At 37.2% G+C, this 16,855-nt stretch carries 19 protein-coding genes; 6 read left to right on the forward strand and 13 right to left on the reverse strand.

Going from position 1 to position 16,855, the window contains the following annotated elements; all coding sequences use genetic code 11:
* The first annotated feature begins 138 nt into the window (after window positions 1-138).
* The gene (locus LAV82_RS07345; protein WP_013056210.1) at window positions 139-1,362 is read left to right on the forward strand and encodes an MFS transporter; all 1,224 of its coding nucleotides are present in this window, start codon (window positions 139-141) and stop codon (window positions 1,360-1,362) included.
* Here LAV82_RS07345 and LAV82_RS07350 read toward each other — a convergent pair.
* From LAV82_RS07350 to LAV82_RS07395, 10 genes are all read right to left on the reverse strand, one after another.
* Window positions 1,357-1,572: a hypothetical protein gene (locus tag LAV82_RS07350; protein ID WP_499715822.1), complete on the reverse strand. Its 216-nt coding sequence runs from the start codon at window positions 1,570-1,572 to the stop codon at window positions 1,357-1,359. The genes LAV82_RS07345 and LAV82_RS07350 overlap by 6 nt on opposite strands.
* A gap of 3 nt (window positions 1,573-1,575) precedes the next feature.
* The gene (locus tag LAV82_RS07355) at window positions 1,576-2,787 is read right to left on the reverse strand and encodes a sugar efflux transporter (protein ID WP_499715823.1); all 1,212 of its coding nucleotides are present in this window, start codon (window positions 2,785-2,787) and stop codon (window positions 1,576-1,578) included.
* 103 nt (window positions 2,788-2,890) lie between these two features.
* Window positions 2,891-3,799 carry a UTP--glucose-1-phosphate uridylyltransferase GalU gene (gene galU / locus LAV82_RS07360; RefSeq protein ID WP_029324171.1) on the reverse strand — a complete coding sequence of 303 codons (909 nt, stop codon included), beginning with the start codon at window positions 3,797-3,799 and terminating at the stop codon, window positions 2,891-2,893.
* Between the two features lie 46 nt (window positions 3,800-3,845).
* Window positions 3,846-5,048, reverse strand: a complete 1,203-nt coding sequence (locus LAV82_RS07365) for a macrolide family glycosyltransferase (RefSeq protein WP_499715824.1) — start codon at window positions 5,046-5,048, stop codon at window positions 3,846-3,848.
* A gap of 287 nt (window positions 5,049-5,335) precedes the next feature.
* Window positions 5,336-6,841, reverse strand: coding sequence for a glycosyl hydrolase family 18 protein (locus tag LAV82_RS07370; RefSeq protein ID WP_499715825.1), 1,506 nt, complete (start codon window positions 6,839-6,841; stop codon window positions 5,336-5,338).
* Between the two features lie 157 nt (window positions 6,842-6,998).
* Window positions 6,999-7,220: a spore germination protein gene (locus LAV82_RS07375; RefSeq protein WP_013056204.1), complete on the reverse strand. Its 222-nt coding sequence runs from the start codon at window positions 7,218-7,220 to the stop codon at window positions 6,999-7,001.
* 84 nt (window positions 7,221-7,304) lie between these two features.
* A complete protein-coding gene (locus LAV82_RS07380; RefSeq protein ID WP_499715826.1) occupies window positions 7,305-8,159 on the reverse strand; it encodes a DUF1206 domain-containing protein in 855 nt (284 codons plus the stop codon).
* Between the two features lie 35 nt (window positions 8,160-8,194).
* Window positions 8,195-9,697: a cardiolipin synthase gene (gene cls, locus LAV82_RS07385; protein WP_013056202.1), complete on the reverse strand. Its 1,503-nt coding sequence runs from the start codon at window positions 9,695-9,697 to the stop codon at window positions 8,195-8,197.
* Between the two features lie 257 nt (window positions 9,698-9,954).
* The gene (locus LAV82_RS07390; protein ID WP_098325709.1) at window positions 9,955-10,509 is read right to left on the reverse strand and encodes a hypothetical protein; all 555 of its coding nucleotides are present in this window, start codon (window positions 10,507-10,509) and stop codon (window positions 9,955-9,957) included.
* A gap of 158 nt (window positions 10,510-10,667) precedes the next feature.
* Window positions 10,668-11,063, reverse strand: a complete 396-nt coding sequence (locus LAV82_RS07395; protein ID WP_499715827.1) for a ribosomal maturation YjgA family protein — start codon at window positions 11,061-11,063, stop codon at window positions 10,668-10,670.
* Window positions 11,064-11,286: 223 nt separating this feature from the next.
* Between LAV82_RS07395 and desA the strand changes: the two genes are divergently transcribed.
* The 3 genes from desA (at window position 11,287) to LAV82_RS07410 (ending at window position 14,189) form a co-directional block, all read left to right on the forward strand.
* Window positions 11,287-12,330, forward strand: coding sequence for a Delta(5) desaturase DesA (gene desA, locus LAV82_RS07400; protein ID WP_013056199.1), 1,044 nt, complete (start codon window positions 11,287-11,289; stop codon window positions 12,328-12,330).
* A 117-nt stretch (window positions 12,331-12,447) separates the two neighbouring features.
* A complete protein-coding gene (locus LAV82_RS07405; RefSeq protein ID WP_013056198.1) occupies window positions 12,448-13,590 on the forward strand; it encodes a sensor histidine kinase in 1,143 nt (380 codons plus the stop codon).
* Window positions 13,587-14,189, forward strand: coding sequence for a response regulator transcription factor (locus tag LAV82_RS07410; protein ID WP_013056197.1), 603 nt, complete (start codon window positions 13,587-13,589; stop codon window positions 14,187-14,189). The genes LAV82_RS07405 and LAV82_RS07410 overlap by 4 nt, the downstream gene beginning before the upstream one ends.
* Before the next feature lie 33 nt (window positions 14,190-14,222).
* Here LAV82_RS07410 and LAV82_RS07415 read toward each other — a convergent pair whose 3' ends face one another.
* From LAV82_RS07415 to LAV82_RS07425, 3 genes are all read right to left on the reverse strand, one after another.
* The gene (locus LAV82_RS07415; RefSeq protein ID WP_013056196.1) at window positions 14,223-14,747 is read right to left on the reverse strand and encodes a cupin domain-containing protein; all 525 of its coding nucleotides are present in this window, start codon (window positions 14,745-14,747) and stop codon (window positions 14,223-14,225) included.
* Window positions 14,748-14,874: 127 nt separating this feature from the next.
* Window positions 14,875-15,057, reverse strand: a complete 183-nt coding sequence (locus LAV82_RS07420) for a hypothetical protein (protein ID WP_029324165.1) — start codon at window positions 15,055-15,057, stop codon at window positions 14,875-14,877.
* Between the two features lie 29 nt (window positions 15,058-15,086).
* Complete coding sequence (locus LAV82_RS07425) at window positions 15,087-15,404, reverse strand: hypothetical protein (RefSeq protein WP_013056195.1); 318 nt, start codon at window positions 15,402-15,404, stop codon at window positions 15,087-15,089.
* A gap of 494 nt (window positions 15,405-15,898) precedes the next feature.
* Between LAV82_RS07425 and LAV82_RS07430 the strand changes: the two genes are divergently transcribed.
* Together LAV82_RS07430 and LAV82_RS07435 are read left to right on the forward strand one after the other, a co-directional pair.
* Window positions 15,899-16,450 carry a TVP38/TMEM64 family protein gene (locus LAV82_RS07430; protein ID WP_211078111.1) on the forward strand — a complete coding sequence of 184 codons (552 nt, stop codon included), beginning with the start codon at window positions 15,899-15,901 and terminating at the stop codon, window positions 16,448-16,450.
* 88 nt (window positions 16,451-16,538) lie between these two features.
* The gene (locus tag LAV82_RS07435) at window positions 16,539-16,841 is read left to right on the forward strand and encodes a hypothetical protein (protein WP_029324163.1); all 303 of its coding nucleotides are present in this window, start codon (window positions 16,539-16,541) and stop codon (window positions 16,839-16,841) included.
* The last annotated feature ends 14 nt before the right edge of the window (window positions 16,842-16,855 follow it).

Consider the following 16,855-nt stretch of genomic DNA (forward strand, 5'->3'; position numbering starts at 1 on the left):
CAATGATAAAAGGTAAAGGTAATGTCTTCATAAACTTATCATGGAAGTAGGTTTATAAATGACGGAGAAAAAAGGAGAAACAGGTGATTACTTTTATCCATTTCATATAAGCTTTATTTACGTAAGGATGTGTAAACGATGAAAAATAAGTACATGCTGTCAGCTTCAGGTATGTATATTAACTACTTTCTACTTGGCATGGTAAATATCATGCTTGCATCAAATATGTCATTTTTGACAAAACAATTAAATACCGACGGCGCCGGAATCAGCTATATTATTTCTGCTATCGGAATTGGAAAGCTGCTTTCATATTCTCTATCAGGCATCTTGTCTGATAAATTCGGACGAAAGCCTTTGATTCTTGTTTCGTCTCTGACGATGGCTATTTTCTTAATTGGCATTCCATTATCGCCAAATTATCCAACAGCCTTTATCTTTGCCATTATTGCGGGTATTGCAAATTCTGCTATGGACGCTGGAACGTACCCTGCTTTGATTGAAGTTTTTCCTAAATCTTCAGGTTCAGCCAGTGTTCTTGTAAAAGCATTTATTTCAGCTGGAGCGGCACTTCTTCCGTTTATGATTGCCTTTTTTGCGGATCGTGATTTGTTTTATGGGTATGCTTTTTTCCTTCCGGCTCTTATTTATTTACTAAATATGATCTTTATGTTCAAACTGCCTTTTCCCAATCATAAACGCGAACAGAGTACAGTTCAACAACAAAATACAGCGGAGAATAAATTTATCTCTCCTCCTAAAATGAAACAAGAAGGAATTGCTCTTATTGTGATTGGATTTACTTCTACAGCGCTGTTTACAGTGGCTCAAATTTGGCTTCCTACTTATGGTCAACAAGTATTAGGTATGGCTGAAAGCAGCTCGGTTCGCCTTTTAAGCTACTACAGCATCGGAGCTTTAATCTCTGTTTTAGTATTAGCTGTATTATTAAGCAAAGTGCTTCGTCCTGTAACGGTTATTCTCGTTTACCCGATGATTACTCTTATAGCCGTACTTACGCTTCTGTTTGTTAAAGTACCTACTATTGCAATTGTAGCTGCTTTTTTCATGGGGTTTTCTACGGCTGGGGTCTTTCAATTAGCGATTACTGTTATGACCGAGCTTTTCTGGAACAAAAAAGGAACGGTTACTGGAATTGTAGCCACGGCTGCTGGATTAGCTGCTATTTTATTGCCTTTAGCAACAGGGCTCATGTCTAAAACTGGGCATATTTCAATTATCTTTATCTTTGATGCGATGCTTTCAGTAGTAGGTATGGCAGCGGCAGCTTTTGTTAATTACCGCTACCGCAAAATTTTAAATAAAAATCGCAGAGAACAAATTCAAGAAACAGCCTCATAAAAAAAAGAGGCTGGACATACCAAAATGAATCCAACCCAAAGACGAACAATCTGAATACATGATCTGGACTGCTTGCTCGAACGCTGTTGCTTTCCGTGCAAGGCTTCGCTTTCCGCGGGCGGCCGATGAGCCTCCTCGTCGCTTGCGCTCCTGCGGGGTCTCATCTGTTCCGCTGTTTCCGCAGGAGTCTTCGCCTTGCCCTTCAACCAACAGCTAAAAGCACCTGCGTTCATCATGATTATAAAAAAACAAGAACATCACACCTGAAATAACCGCGAAAACAGCTAAAATGTAAAAAGTAGAAGGCAGCGGAATCACGCTGACTAGCGCCCCCATAGCTAAGCTGCTGACAACTGCTGAAGTTTGTATAGCCGTCATATATGCCGTTGTGGCTAGTCCAATTTGACGCGGAGCCAGTGACTGAGCATACACCATTCCCACTCCCATTGTAGCGGACAGAATAAAAGCATAAAATACTTGAAGCACAATTAACCCACTCAGCGGTAAATGAAGACTCGTTAAAATAAAATAAAGCACTTGGCAAGCAATTCCAATGATAAAGAATCGTTTAACTCCGATCTTATCAGAAAAATAGCCCCCTAACGGCATAAATACTAGCTCAAAAACAGATGTAACGGTAAAGAGAACCCCTACAATCGAAACGGATTGTTTTAACGTATCCGTTATGTAGAGCGGCAAATACATAGAACGCCCGGAATCACCCGCAAAAATAAAAAGAGCTGCTACGAATACAGCTATTAATACAGAAGGTATACCTGCTGGCGCTTTTGAAGATGCATGAGCTGAAGTTTGAGGCATACTGTCTTCTTTAAGCGCAAAAAGAACCCACCCTAAAGTTGCTAGCGATAACAACCCTGATAATAAAAATAAAAGAGTATACCCTCCGTGGTCAATAATTAAAGCGCCAAGCATAGGTCCAAAAATATAGCCTTGTGAAAAAGCCATTCGCACGGTACCAGTGATCGTACCTGCCTGCGATTTGCTTTCTTGCTTTTTAACAATAAAATCATTCAGCAGGGCAAAGAAAAAAGAAAACGCATTAAACCCTCCTATAGCAAGTAAAATGAGTGCTATTGTATAAGAATGCGTAAACGCTAACGGCACTCTTGAAATGGTTCCAATCAGTAACGCCCAAATAATAAATGGCTTTCGTTTCCCCCATTTGTCTGATAACGAAGCTAAATAAAACGATACGATTAAACCAATAATGCTCATTGGCACAAATAAAAATCCTGCTTGAAAAGAAGTGGCATGCAATGTATTAGTTGCCCAAACCGTTAAATAAGGCATAAAGCCGCCAACAGATAATCCAATAATAAATAATGAAATAAAAATCGTTAGAAAATCCCGGTCTGTAAATACAATCTTTATGCCTGATACAAACGAATTTTCTGTTTTCGACATAAACTCATTTCAACCCTTTCTATCCAGCTGTCAAACGTTCAATTTCCGCAAAAAAATGCACCTTTCTTCCAGAAACAGTAGAAGAAAGGTGTGTAAATGAAGGTTATTTTCCAATTGGTACAGCAATTTTTTCTTTTTGTTCTTCCTTGTTGATCAGCTCTTTGAATTTAGTTAAAAGAGGTGCTTTTAATTCTTCATCCTTTAATGCAAAAGCAAGGGTCGTAAAAATAAAATCTAATTTTTCTCCTGCATCATAACGTTCGCCCTCGAATTCGTAAGCATAAATAGAACGGTCTATATTCATACGCTGAATAGCATCCGTTAGCTGAATTTCCCCGCCTTTTCCAGCTTCCTGCGTTTCAAGATAATCAAAAATGTCAGGTGTAAATACATAGCGTCCAATAATTCCTAAATTAGACGGAGCTTCTTCGACTGATGGTTTTTCTACAAAACCATTCACTTCGTATAACCGGTTTTTATTTGCTTTTGGATCTATAATCCCGTAACGGTGAACGGATTCTTCCTCTACGCGCTGTACGCCGATAACCGACGATCCCGTTTGGTTATACTGGTCAATCAGCTGTTTTAAACAAGGCTGGTCTGGGTCTGTTAAGTCATCTCCAAGTAAAACTGCAAACGGTTCGTTTCCAATAAACTGTCGAGCACAGCCAATTGCATGGCCAAGGCCCTTCATTTCTTTTTGACGAACGTAATGAATATTCGCTAGTTCAGAGATATGCTCCATTTCTTCTAATAGTTCAGTTTTTCCCTTTTGATGAAGCAAGTGCTCCAGTTGAATATTGTGATCAAAATGATTTTCAATTGCTTGTTTCCCGTTTCCTGTAACAATTAAAATATCTTCGATTCCTGATTTTAAGGCTTCTTCTACAATAAATTGAATTACGGGCTTATTTACAATTGGAAGCATTTCTTTTGGGATAGATTTTGTAACGGGTAAAAAACGAGTACCTAACCCTGCTGCTGGTATAACTGCTTTTTTTATAGTCTGCATATTATATTTACTCCTCTCTGTTAGTTATCTAGCTGCCTTACATCTATTACGCTTTGACAGGCGCCACATTGAAAATTTCTTTCACTCCTTGCTTGTATCCTCCCGCTGAGCGAAGTGATTCTCCAATTTGTTGTGCATGCTGTTTATATGTGTGAGTAGTTAAAACGTCGTTAACTGTATTTTTGATTAGCTCAGCAGATACATTATTTTTATCTAATTTTACACCTGCTCCTAACTCCTGCACGCGATCGCCAACCATAAATTGATCCACTGCCATTGGAATAACGACAAGGGGCGTATCGTAGTATAAACCTTCACTGCTGCTGTTCATCCCGCCGTGAGTAATGAATAAATCCGCACGTTTTAAAATTTCTAGCTGCGGTACGTATTGTTTCACAACGAAGTTTTCTGGAATGTGTGCTAATTCTTCAGGTTTTGTATTTTTACCAATAGATAAAATAACTTTGCCCTCAAAATCTTTTAATGCTTCTACACATAAGTTATAGATTTCTAGCTGCTGATTGAAAATAGTTCCCATGGAAACAAAAATAATTTTTTCATTTTCATTTTGTAAGTAAGAAGGATCTTCAATGTCTAATCGTTTAACAATTGAAGGACCAATAAACTTGTACTCACTCGTAAATTCAGATACGTTTGGCTGAAAGAATTCTGACGTAAATACTAGCGTAATATCCCCTGGATTCGACATAATGTCAATGGAATCTTTTAACTGAGTATTATATTGGTTGTTGAACTTATTTAATGATTTTTCGAATTGAGGATAAAAGGAAGATTGGTCAGGTTCTGTTTGACCACTTGGCATCATACAAGTTGCTAACTCTTTATTTAACGCAAATGTTGTACAAAGAGAAACCTTCGGAAGCTGAAGAAGGTCGGCCACAGCGGAACCTGCTAAAAGGTGATAATCATAAAGTACATAATCATATGTTTCATGTTTCGTTTCACTCATAATTTTAGTAATAATATTTTCAGATTCATTTAAAAACAAATTCATTATTTCATAGCGGTCATAAGACTCTTCGTTTGTCATCCGGTTGCTCATATCAAGACTTGGACGAAAATCTTCGTATTCACGAAATTCCGCGCCTGATTTCCGAATTTTTTCAGCATAGTCTTCAATGCCGTAATAGACGACCTTTTCCCCTTGAGCCATCAACTCTTTTACAATTCCTAAAGAAGGATTCACATGCCCTTCACCTGGAAAGCCTATTACTAATACTTTTCCCATAACATCCATTCCTTTCACTTAGTTAATAATTAAATCGCTTAATTGTTCATTTAGTAAATTTATTGTATAGAAACTGAATTTACTATAAATTATCTTTATCGTAAAGTCATTAAGCGTTTTCAACTAAAAAAAGGTTAAATAGGCTCATTTTGGAATATAGTTATAAACTAACTCAAGAAAAACATATATTGTAAAATTTATCTTGTTTGTAAATAGATGTATGCGCTTCATTATGATGCAAATAAAAAACACACCTCACTAAATCAAGCAAGAGGTGTGTTTTTTATTTAAAAGGTGTATAACTCCCATATATCTGAGGTTTCTGAACCAATATACCAAGCTGCCGCCCCACCTAAATGATAGTCATTAATTAATTTAACCCGACGCTGCATAGATGCTTTGTCTTCGAGCCATATTTGATGCTTCGTACCATTTTCCGTGTATTCTACATAGTACTGTGAGGCTTGGCTATCCCATTTTTTAGTTAACTTTTTAGAAGAGATAACAGCTTCGGCTTCTTTCATCGTTAAGTCTTTTGTGACAACTTTTTTGGTCGATAGGTCCGTTTTCCATTCTCGCGTATAAAAAGGAACTCCCAGAAGGATTTTGTGTGCAGGTACATCTTTCATAAGAAGTTGTGTGCCTTCTTTCACCCAAGGCAGTGAAGCAACAGATCCTGGAACCTGACTTCCTCCCCAGTGTTCTTCATATCCCATCATAATGACATAGTCTGCCACTTGACCAATCTGTTTTCTATCAAAGCTTCCCGACCAAAAAGGATCATTATTTTCTCTTGTTACGTCTACTGAAATAGTCATACCATGAGGTTTTAACGCTGCTTTTAATTCCTTAATAAATAAAACAAAATCTTGTTTGTTTTTGATATTAATGTTTTCAAAGTCAACATTGATCCCATCGCTGTTTGTTTTTACTAGCGAACTTTCTACTGATGATACAAGCTTTTTCCGCTTTGCTTTGTTGCTTAGCACATCACGTGTAAGTACATCATCAAAATTGTTACCAATAAGCGGCCAGACTTTTTTGCCGTTTTTATGAGCCGTTTGAACATATGATTCATTTATAGAAGATGAAACAACTTTGTCATTCGACGTTAGCGTAAACCAACGAGGTGAAACAACGTCTAAATTCTTTTGCTTCATCGATTCTGTATAGCCTGCTGTTTTTTCATTAAAGCTCCAACCCATAACTACAGTCTGATGCTTCTTTTGCGCTAAATCAGATTTTTTGATCCAGCCCTTTTTCCCTTCCAAAAGCTGTACTTGTACATAGTAATCAGGAATAATAAGCATTTGTCCGGGCTTAATATTTGTTGAGGATAGCTGATTTAACTTTGTTAATTCATTCGCTTTTACACCGTACTTTACGGAGACTTTCCAAAGCGTATCTCCTGATACTACTTTATGTAACAAGCCTTTTGGTGGTATTTTCAGCGTTTGTCCTGGAATCAGCTCCGTCTTTTTTAGCTGATTTTGTTTTATTAGATCACTGACTGTTACACCGTATTGCTTAGCTAGTAGCCATAGTGTATCTCCCGGCACTACCGTATGAGTAGTAACCTGAGCTGCATCTCCAGCTTCAGATGAAATGACAGGAAATTCTTCTCCTTTTTTCACTGTCTGCATAACAGAAGAATGTAAGGAAGGAGAACGATATACGTTTACGTTGTCACCTTTGACAGTGCCCACTGAAGAAGCAGCGGCTCCTTTACTCATCGGGGCCAATCCTCCACTTAAAAGACAGAGAACGATCAGGCTCATACATATTTTCTTCATTTTATAATTTCGCCTCCCCACTTTTTGACATCACCTGTCTAGTTTACTACTCCTATAAGATAGAATCCTAGAGGTACATTGTGGTAAAGCAACGTCTGGGTATACGTAAAATTCAAATAAAAAAGCTTACCGTCCGATGACGATAAGCTTTCGTTTCTTATGCATTTCCCACTACATTTTGATCCTTAATATCCATATCAATTGTATTAGCGGTACTGGAACTGCTTGTAATATTCATAAAATTCCCTGTGTTCCCGCTGCCAGAACCGACTGTTGTAAAAGCTGTACTTTTTGGCTTAATAGCCAGACAATCACCAAACTCCACTGAAGATGAAACCAATACATTCGAAATATTTACGGCTCCTACTACCGATGGCATCTGCCTCTCCTCCTGTTCATTATCTATCTGCTATATGATATGAGCAGAAGGCCAAAAAGTAGCTTTTTCATCTTTTTAATTTTATTAAGGATCAATTCGTTTATACCTTGATTCTGCAAACATATATACTCCGTATGCCATAAGCCCGATTGATACGATAGCCAGCAGTACAGACCCAAAAGGACGCTGTGCTACTTCAGCAAGGGCTCCATCTAACCCTTTCGTTTCGTCTGGATCCGCTTGAAGAGCCGTGCGAATAAGAAAGAAACCAATAATGCCAAAGACGATACTTCGAGCAATAATACCTACTTTTCCAATATGCCCGCTCCATCGCCACTCTTCTTTTGACATTTCGTTTTTCTTTAGTTTTTTTAGGAAGCGTCCTGAAAGAGCCCAATATACTTGTCCAATCCCAAAGATAATAACGCCGATACCTGTAAGCGCAATGATGGTTTGCCCAAAGGGATAAGATAACAACTTGGCTGATACCGTTTGATAATGCTTACCTGACGTATGAACGTGAGCATGAAGCAAAATTTTTACCGAACTCACACAAAGACTAATATAAAACGTGGCTACAACTAAATAGCCTAAACGAGTAAAAACGCCTTTTACCCCATGCCCAACGTGGTGAGGATCAAAAATAGCAGAAATGATTTGCCAAAACGCATATCCACTTAAACCTACTGCCAAAACAATTAAAATTAAAAATCCAAACGGCTGCTTTGCAATTGTGTGTAGGGCTCCTTGAGAAGTAACTAAATCGCCTTTTAATCCGAAAGCTGTCTGAATCGCTAATATACCGATGATAAAATAGACCACACCTTGAGCCACATGACCAAACCGTGAAAAACGCCCGACAAATGGCTTAGTACGTTCTTTTAAGCGATGTAACTTTCGACCAAACGTATCTTTTTTAACAAATGGAGATTCACCCATACGTTTCCTCCTGCTTTTTGAAAACAAACTTTATTTTATAAAACACCTGAAAATAAGCGCGCAAATGACTCTTTCGAACGTTCTACTAAGCTTCGCTTGTAAAATGCTACTGGTTTGATCAAATGACTGTCTTCAATATCTTCTTCGTAATTTTTGATGAGCGTTTGAATCGTCTCTCCCTCAATTAAAAATGCATTAACTTCAAAGTTCAGATGAAAACTTCTCATATCCATATTTGCAGTACCGACCGAAGCCATATCTCCATCTATAATCACAATTTTTTGATGCAAAAAACCTTTTCTATACGAATATACTTCAATTCCACATCGAAGAAGTTCAGCAAAATATGACCTCGTTCCATATTGAGTCAGAAAGCCATCATTAATTTCTGGTACCATAATTCGTACCTCTACACCTTTTCTAGCCGCAATACGAAGGGCGGTTCTTATGGCTTCATTTGGAACAAAATAAGGGGTTGAAATCCAGATTGATTTCGTCGCGCTTGTAATCATAGTATAGTAATAATCACTCATATTTTCCTGCGTATCCGGCCCCGTCGCCACCACTTGCACAAAGCCTTCGCCTTCGACAGGATGAGGCTTTGTATATGCTTCATTGTTAATTAAGCATTCTCCAGAAACGTATTCCCAATCGAACATAAAGATTGAATGCAAGGTTTGAACAGATTCTCCTTTTAGCATCAGATGAGTATCTCTCCAAAAACCAATTTTTTTGTTTTTTCCTAGATACTCATCCCCAACATTCAATCCCCCTACAAAACCTACTTCCCCGTCAATTACGACTATTTTACGGTGGTTTCGAAAGTTAAATTTTTGATTAAAAAACCCATACTTAATAGGTAAGAAAGGATGCACTTTAATATTCGCTTTTTTCATTCGTTTAATATCTGAACCCGATAGTGTAAAGCTTCCCATTGTATCGAATGTAAAGCGCACTTCTATACCTTCGCTTGCTTTTTTTATTAAAATATCAATGATTTCTTTTCCTAGAGAATCTGAGTGAAACATATAGTATTCCATATGAATAAACTGTTTTGCTGATTGCAAATGCTTTTTGATTTCATTAAACGTTTCTTGCCCGTTCTTAAGGACGTAGGTTTTTGTATGAACATTCATCTTGGTCAAAGATACACATTGAAGATACTGAGCAAAGTAACGCTGATGAGATTGAAGCGGCGATAGATCAGGCGTCGTTTCTTTATCTGCCATCTTTCTAAGCATCTCTCGGTTATGCATACGCTTTTTTTTGAACATATGCCCCTTTAAATAGAGCTGTCCTGAATACAAATAAAAGAAAAAGCCTGCAACAGGGAAGAAAAAGAGGACATACATCCAAACCAACGTACTTTCAGGCGTTCGATTTTCAAGCATAAGTGAATACATACAAATGAAAATAATGACACCATATAATCCAACTAAGGCATACTTCCAATGAACATCAATAGAGGTAAAAAAGAAAGCATAAATGGAAAGTAAAATAATAAATAAAAAAATAAAGTCCAACCGGCGTTTTTTCATAAAAGCTCTCCTAAAAACAAACTGTATTGTATCACTTGTCTATCTTTCATATGAGGTAGTATATGGAATACACAGAATTCTTATCATGCATGCTACATAAAATGTACATATATTTGCACAAAAAGCAGTTTAGCCGCTTAAGCAACTAAACTGAACTACCTCAGACAAGCATCATTCATATACCTATACCCTGGATGGTAAAACAAAAAACCTCCCTACGGGGAGGTTTTTTGTTTTACACGCATGACGATGTCTTTTTATGAGTTGGTATAACCGGACTCTTTTTCTTTTTTAGGCCAAACGAAATTAGAAAGAGATAATAAAAAATCAATTCCTACAATAACTGTCCAAAATTCCACTACATTTTGCAGCACGTTGGTTTTTCCATTTGGTACTATATGCATCATCGCCGCTAAAAGAGCTGCTCCAATAGCGTAAGCAACAAGATGCTGTATCCATGACTTAAAATAATGCTTTGCATATTCTTTTCCATAGCGCCTACGAGGTTTCTCCCCGCTTTTTATCACATAATATTGAAAGCGTTCGTCTGCCCATTGAATCATACTTTTTCCAAAAGCGATCGAAATTCCAATATACACGGCTGCAATAGCGTGAGCATAGGTCGCTGTAGCACCTCGGTAAAGGTCTACACTCGTCACAATCAGAAGAAAAAAATCAACAACAGGTGTTAGAGCTAAAATAAAAAAACTGAGCTTTTGTTTTTTAAACATATACCTTGTTGCTAATCCTAAAATGATGACTATCCAAAAAGCGATTTCACATGCAATAATCATCCAGGCTATTAAATTCAAATAATCCCCTCTCTTCCTCTCGTTCAACGAATAGATAATTGGTTTTAAATAAAAAATTTTTATGCATAAGTTTATTTTTATGTATATACATCCTGCTTCATAACCTTACGGCTTATTCCATCCTCAGCTGAGTTCTAAGATTCGTTAAACCGTATTTGCTAGGCGGATCTTTTAAATTGATAGCTATAATACTCCCAGCTCATTCCTGCTGCGACTCCAATCGAATAGGCTAGTATATCTCTCCATAAGAAGCCATACCCCAGAATGAGCCCTCCTAGCGCATTTTTTCTTATGTCATCAATCCACGGAGCGTGATACAGCTGTGTAAATTCAATGAAGTAACAAAACACTATAGCAAACATACCAATCGTTTTTGTCTTCCATGCAGGAAACAAAAAACCCGCACTGACAAAAATCATTAAGGCCCATAACGAATCTCCCGCATATATATTTACGATGTGAGGAAGATACGCGGTAAGTTTTCTTGATAAAAGGCCTACTCCCATGATAACAATAGCTAGAAGCAGATATACCCATCTATTTCTTTTACTCATTTCAAACTCCTTTTTTCTTCTTAAATGCTCCGTAACAATAAGCCTTCACTGTATAATTTTATCAGAACCGAAGACTGTTAAATACCGCTTTTTTTCATTTTTTACAGCTTCCCCCTACGTATATATGACAAGTGTCATAGTTTCTATATGACACGTATGTCTTAAATAGTCAGAAAAATCCCTTTATACTGAGGGTAATATACGGTGATGAAAGGAATTTCATATGACTATACAAAAACAAAAAAATTTACGAAAACAAGTTGCACCTTTTGAAAAAGCAGTAATGAAAGACAGCATAAGACAATTGATCAATACTTTTTTACCTTTTTTCACACTGTGGTTTCTCGCTTATGAGAGCCTTTCAATTTCTTATTTTTTAGCATTTCCGCTAACTGTTATCGCAGCAGGGTTTTTAGTAAGAATATTCATTATTTTTCATGACTGTTGTCACTACTCTTTCTTTAAGAGTAGACAACACAATAAAATTCTCGGAACAATTACCGGTGTCTTAACGATGTTCCCTTACAGTCAATGGGGACATAGCCATGCAATTCACCATGCAACAAGCAGCAACTTAGATAAAAGAGGTACGGGTGACATTTGGGTGTTAACCGTAACAGAATATAAAGAAGCTTCTATTTGGAAAAAAATCGCTTACCGTATCTATCGCAACCCGTTCATTATGTTCGGCGTGGGACCTATATATGTATTTTTGATTACAAACCGATTCAATCAAAAAAATGCGAAGAAAAATGAAAGAATGAATACGTACCTTACAAATGTATTGATCGTTGCATTAGCGGCAGCAACCTGCTGGTTGGTAGGTTGGCAGGCGTTCCTATTAATTCAAGGACCGATTTTCTTCATTTCAGGTTCAATTGGAATTTGGCTGTTTTATGTACAGCACCAGTTTGAAGACTCTTATTTTGAAGAAGATGAGCACTGGGATTATGTAAAAGCAGCCGTTGAAGGAAGTTCATTTTACAAGCTTCCAAAACTATTGCAATGGCTAACAGGCAATATTGGGTTTCACCATGTACATCATTTAAGCCCAAGAGTGCCCAACTATAAGCTTGAAGCTGTTCATCAACACACACAGCCTCTTCAAAATGTACCAACCATTACACTCGCAACAAGTCTTCGCTCTCTTCGATTCCGTCTATGGGATGAAGAAAACAAAATGTTTGTGAGCTTTAAAGAAATAAAAACACGCTCAGCTGTACCAAAAGCAAGCAGAATGTCATCTCAAACAAAAGCAGAACTTTAATAAAACAAAACAGTCAAGCTTTCAAAAGCTTGACTGTTTTATCTATCCGTCTAAACTTATTTCATTCTACTTTGTGGTAAACTAATAGTGTATTTTAACAAGTAAACGAGGTTCTTTATGAAAAAATATACGTTTTTCCAAAAAATCACTGGGCTATCTCCTTACATATGGACGGTATTTGCCATTTTACCATTTTATTTTATCTTACAGTCTTCATCCATGAATCACATTATTGTTGGTTCGTTACTCACCATCTTATTTTTTATTTTCTATCGTTTTGCATTTGTTTCAACGGACAAGTCCGTTTACGTATGGACGGCTTTGTTAATCGTTATTTCCTTAGCCCTGACAACTATTTTCAATTATATTTACTTTGCCTTTTACTTTGCTTTTTTTATCGCTTATTTTATTGGAAATATCCAAAAACGGCTCGCTTTCTTTACTTTGTATGCTGTTCATTTAATTAGCACCGTTATTTCGGTAAACTTTAACGTTGTTATGCAAGAAGAGATCTTTTTAAAACAGCTGCCTTTCATTTTTGTAATTTCCATCAGTGTGATTGTACTGCCATTTAGCATTTATAATCGGAAGAAGCGAGACCGGCTGGAAGAACAGCTTGAAGATGCAAATAAACGTATTTCTGAGCTTGTAAAACAGGAAGAACGCCAGCGGATAGCTCGCGATCTGCACGATACGTTAGGACAAAAGCTGTCTCTTATCGGTCTAAAAAGTGATTTAGCAAGAAAACTTATTACAAAAGATCCTGAAAAAGCAAAATCAGAATTAAAAGATGTCCAGCAAACAGCGCGCACGGCTCTTAATGAAGTGAGAAACATGGTTTCTCAAATGCGTGGAATCCGCCTTAGTGAAGAACTAAAACGCGTTCAGGAGCTTTTAGAAGCTGCCGAAATTAAGTTTGTAGGAGAAGAGGCCATTTCATTAGAGAATGTGTCGTTGCTAATTGAAAATATTCTTAGCATGTGCTTAAAAGAAGCAGTAACCAATGTGGTCAAACATAGTCAAGCCACAGTTTGCACGATTACTTTACATCAGTCTGCAAAAGAAGTAGGCATAACGGTAGAAGACAATGGAGTTGGTATTAATACGAAGAAAACCTGCTGGAAAGGAAACGGTCTTTTAGGAATGAAAGAACGGCTGGAGTTTGTAAACGGCCATCTTGATATCTCCAGTCAAGGAGGGACGATTATTCATATTACAGTTCCAAACATCGTTAAACATATTAAGGAGGAACAATTATGATTCGAATTGTCATTGCCGAAGATCAGCAAATGATGTTAGGGGCTTTAGGCTCTTTGTTAAATTTAGAAGATGACATGGAAGTTGTCGGAAAAGCTTCAAATGGGGAACAAGCGGTATCACTTGCTAAGCAGCACCAGCCAGATATATGCGTAATGGATATCGAGATGCCTCTTAAAACTGGACTTGAAGCTGCAGAGGAACTGAAAGATTTAAACTGCAAAGTCATCATTTTGACAACGTTCGCTCGCTCCGGCTATTTTCAAAGAGCTTTGAAAGCAGGCGTAAGCGGATACTTACTAAAAGATAGTCCAAGTGAAGAACTCGCAAATTCCATTCGAAGCGTGATGGCAGGCAGGCGCCTCTATGCTCCAGAATTAGTGGATGACTTATATAGTGAATCTACCAGTCCTCTTACAGCTAGAGAGAAAGAAGTATTAGCTCTAGTAGCTGATGGAAAAAACACAAAAGAAATTGCTGACGAACTATCTATTAAGACTGGAACGGTGCGCAATTATATTTCTACCATTCTGGACAAACTCGAAGTAAAGAACCGCATTGAAGCCATTACTCGCTTTAAGGAAAAAGGCTGGTTCAAATGAAAAAAGCATGCATCAAACTGAGATGCATGCTTTTTAATCATTTGGCAATTTATCGTACCCTAATTTGTCGATGATCACAACATGCTCGGGGAATTCATCAAGCAGCTGCTGTTTTGTGAATAATTCAAAGTCACGGAAATCAAAACCTGGTGCGACCATACATCCAACGAGAGAAAACGTATTCTCATTTGCCACAGAGGAACCAAAAATCGTATCTCTTGGAACTAAAAATTGAGGAACTTCTCCATTTTCTAAGTTTGTACCTAGTTTTACTTCTTGATAGGTTCCGTCGCGGTAAATAATATGAATGGTTAAAGGGCTTCCGCCATGATAGTACCATAGTTCATCTGATTGCAGCCGGTGGAAATGCGATACATCTTGAGACCTTAATAAAAAGTAAATACTCGTGTATAGAAATCGTTTATCATCAAACTGCGATGACACTTCTTTATCAGAAATTTCATCATTGGAGCGATAGGTTTGTTTATAAAACCCTCCTTCTGGATGAGGCTGAAGCTCGAGCTTTGAAATCCAATATTCCCACTTATGTAAATCCATTACGTTCCTTCCCTTCCTTTTTCTTTTATCATTAACTACATCATAGTAAATCATTCTTTCTAACACAACAAACGGCCTCATTATTCCATCAGGAAAAATGAAGCCGCTTACCACTGGTATCTTATCATTACATCCTACCCTTTCTGTTAGCACGGTTATATCTATACCTGCTAGAATGGCAGCGATGAAATAAATATGTCATATACAAATCTAACTGAAATCGATCTCCCTCAATGAAACATTGAAACGGCTGTTCTCTGCCTTGATCATTTTTTGCAGATGAACGCTGCTTAAACGGGACAATATTCATCTCTTTTCCCCCTCAGACAGATGTACTTTTTAGTGTAAATGCTGATGACAAACGTAATATTTTTTGATAAAAGTGAGGGCTGCCTGTGCATCTTGAATGCCAAGCTTTTTACAAACGCCAGCTAACATGAGCAGTTTGTACATAACCAGCTTTTGATTATTTGTTGCCAGCACGTAATAAACAATCGTATTAGCAACTGCCCGCGGTAATCTTATTTTTTTCAGCTCATATAGCGCAGCAGACGAAGACATGCCTGCTTCAGTTAAAATCTGCTCAGTTGTGTACGTCTCCAAATAGCGAGCAAGCTTTCTTTCTTTATCGTTAAATATACCTTTAGAATCGTTCATTTTCTCTCCCTCTGTTATTTTAATAATCCATTAAATGCTGCATTAATTAGCCATAATGCAATAGCTCCCCCTGATAAATAAGTGCTGAGATAGAATAATAATTCCATATACCTCCCTCCCATTTCTATCTTACCCCTTCATTTCTCTAGCTGCAGTGATATTCATCACAGGTAAAAAGTGTATTGTTGAGCTACTGAATAGCTCCGCAAAAGAGCTCGTGAGAAAGATCTCACGAGCTGCTTAGTTAGCATTTTTATTTTCGGATAAAGCGTTTAAAAATCATAATAATTAATAATACAACTACAATAACAAGCAAAAATTTCAACATGAGTTGTCCATCCCTTCAAATCAGTAAATCATCTTTCATTAGTAAGTAGTTACCCTGTTTTGTTTTTTATAAACTGCTTACCTACTTATTTCATGCCAAAAATTATATAATAGTAGAAAATCATCTAAAATAGCCCTACAAGTAAAACATAAATGGGAGTATAACCATGACTGACTATCTTCAAACATTTCTGCTTGAACATTTAGAAGCAGCTGGGTTTATCAGCATTCTCTTGAACATTCTTATTAGCATTACGGGCGTATTTCCAAGCGCACCCCTTACGTTCGTAAACGTAAAATTATTTGGTTTTTGGAACGGATTTTTACTTTCTTTTATTGGAGAAGTTTTAGGTGCAGCCCTCTCTTTTTGGCTGTATCGAAAAGGTTTCCGTACACTTGTTCATACAAAAACACCTTCTCACTCCAAGTCGCTAAAGCTGCTGCGCGTACAAGGGAAAGAGAGTTTTATATTGATTCTTTCTTTGCGTTTACTTCCCTTTGTTCCATCAGGCCTCATTACATTCTTCAGCGCTGTAGGAAAAGGCTCCTTTGCTGTATTCATTTCTGCTAGCGCACTTGGAAAAATTCCAGCGCTTTTTATTGAAGTTTATTCGGTTTATCATATTTCACAAGGATCTATGCAAGGCAAAATCATTTTAATGGTTTTATCCATCATTTTACTTTTTTATATAAGAAAAAAATGGAAGAAAAAAGCTTAACAGACTATAAAAAGGGAAGACTATCTAAAAATAAGCAAAAACATTATCGTATGTAACTGTAATAAGATAACGTATTGGAGATGGTCCATTGATTTTTCTGTTAGTTTCTGGAAGTATTATTATTCCTATTATCATGCTCTTTTTCTCACTCAAATGGAAAGGAGCAGAGCCAGTTTTTAATACGCTAGCCCTTCTTTCAGCGCTAGTATTTGGAAATATAGCTGCTGCTTCTATCTATCGTATCTTAAAAAACCATACTGTTTTTATGACGAGCATTCATGCAATCTTTTTAAATTCAGCTTTTTTATTAACCGGTGCATACCTTGGAATCTATGTATTGTATAAACTGTTAGCTCTGACCTTAAATGTAAAAAGCCGTTCTTTTAAATAAGAACGGCTTTTTAC

Source organism: Bacillus sp. ILBB4 (assembly GCF_035064545.1).
Taxonomy (GTDB): Bacteria; Bacillota; Bacilli; order Bacillales; family Bacillaceae_H; genus Priestia.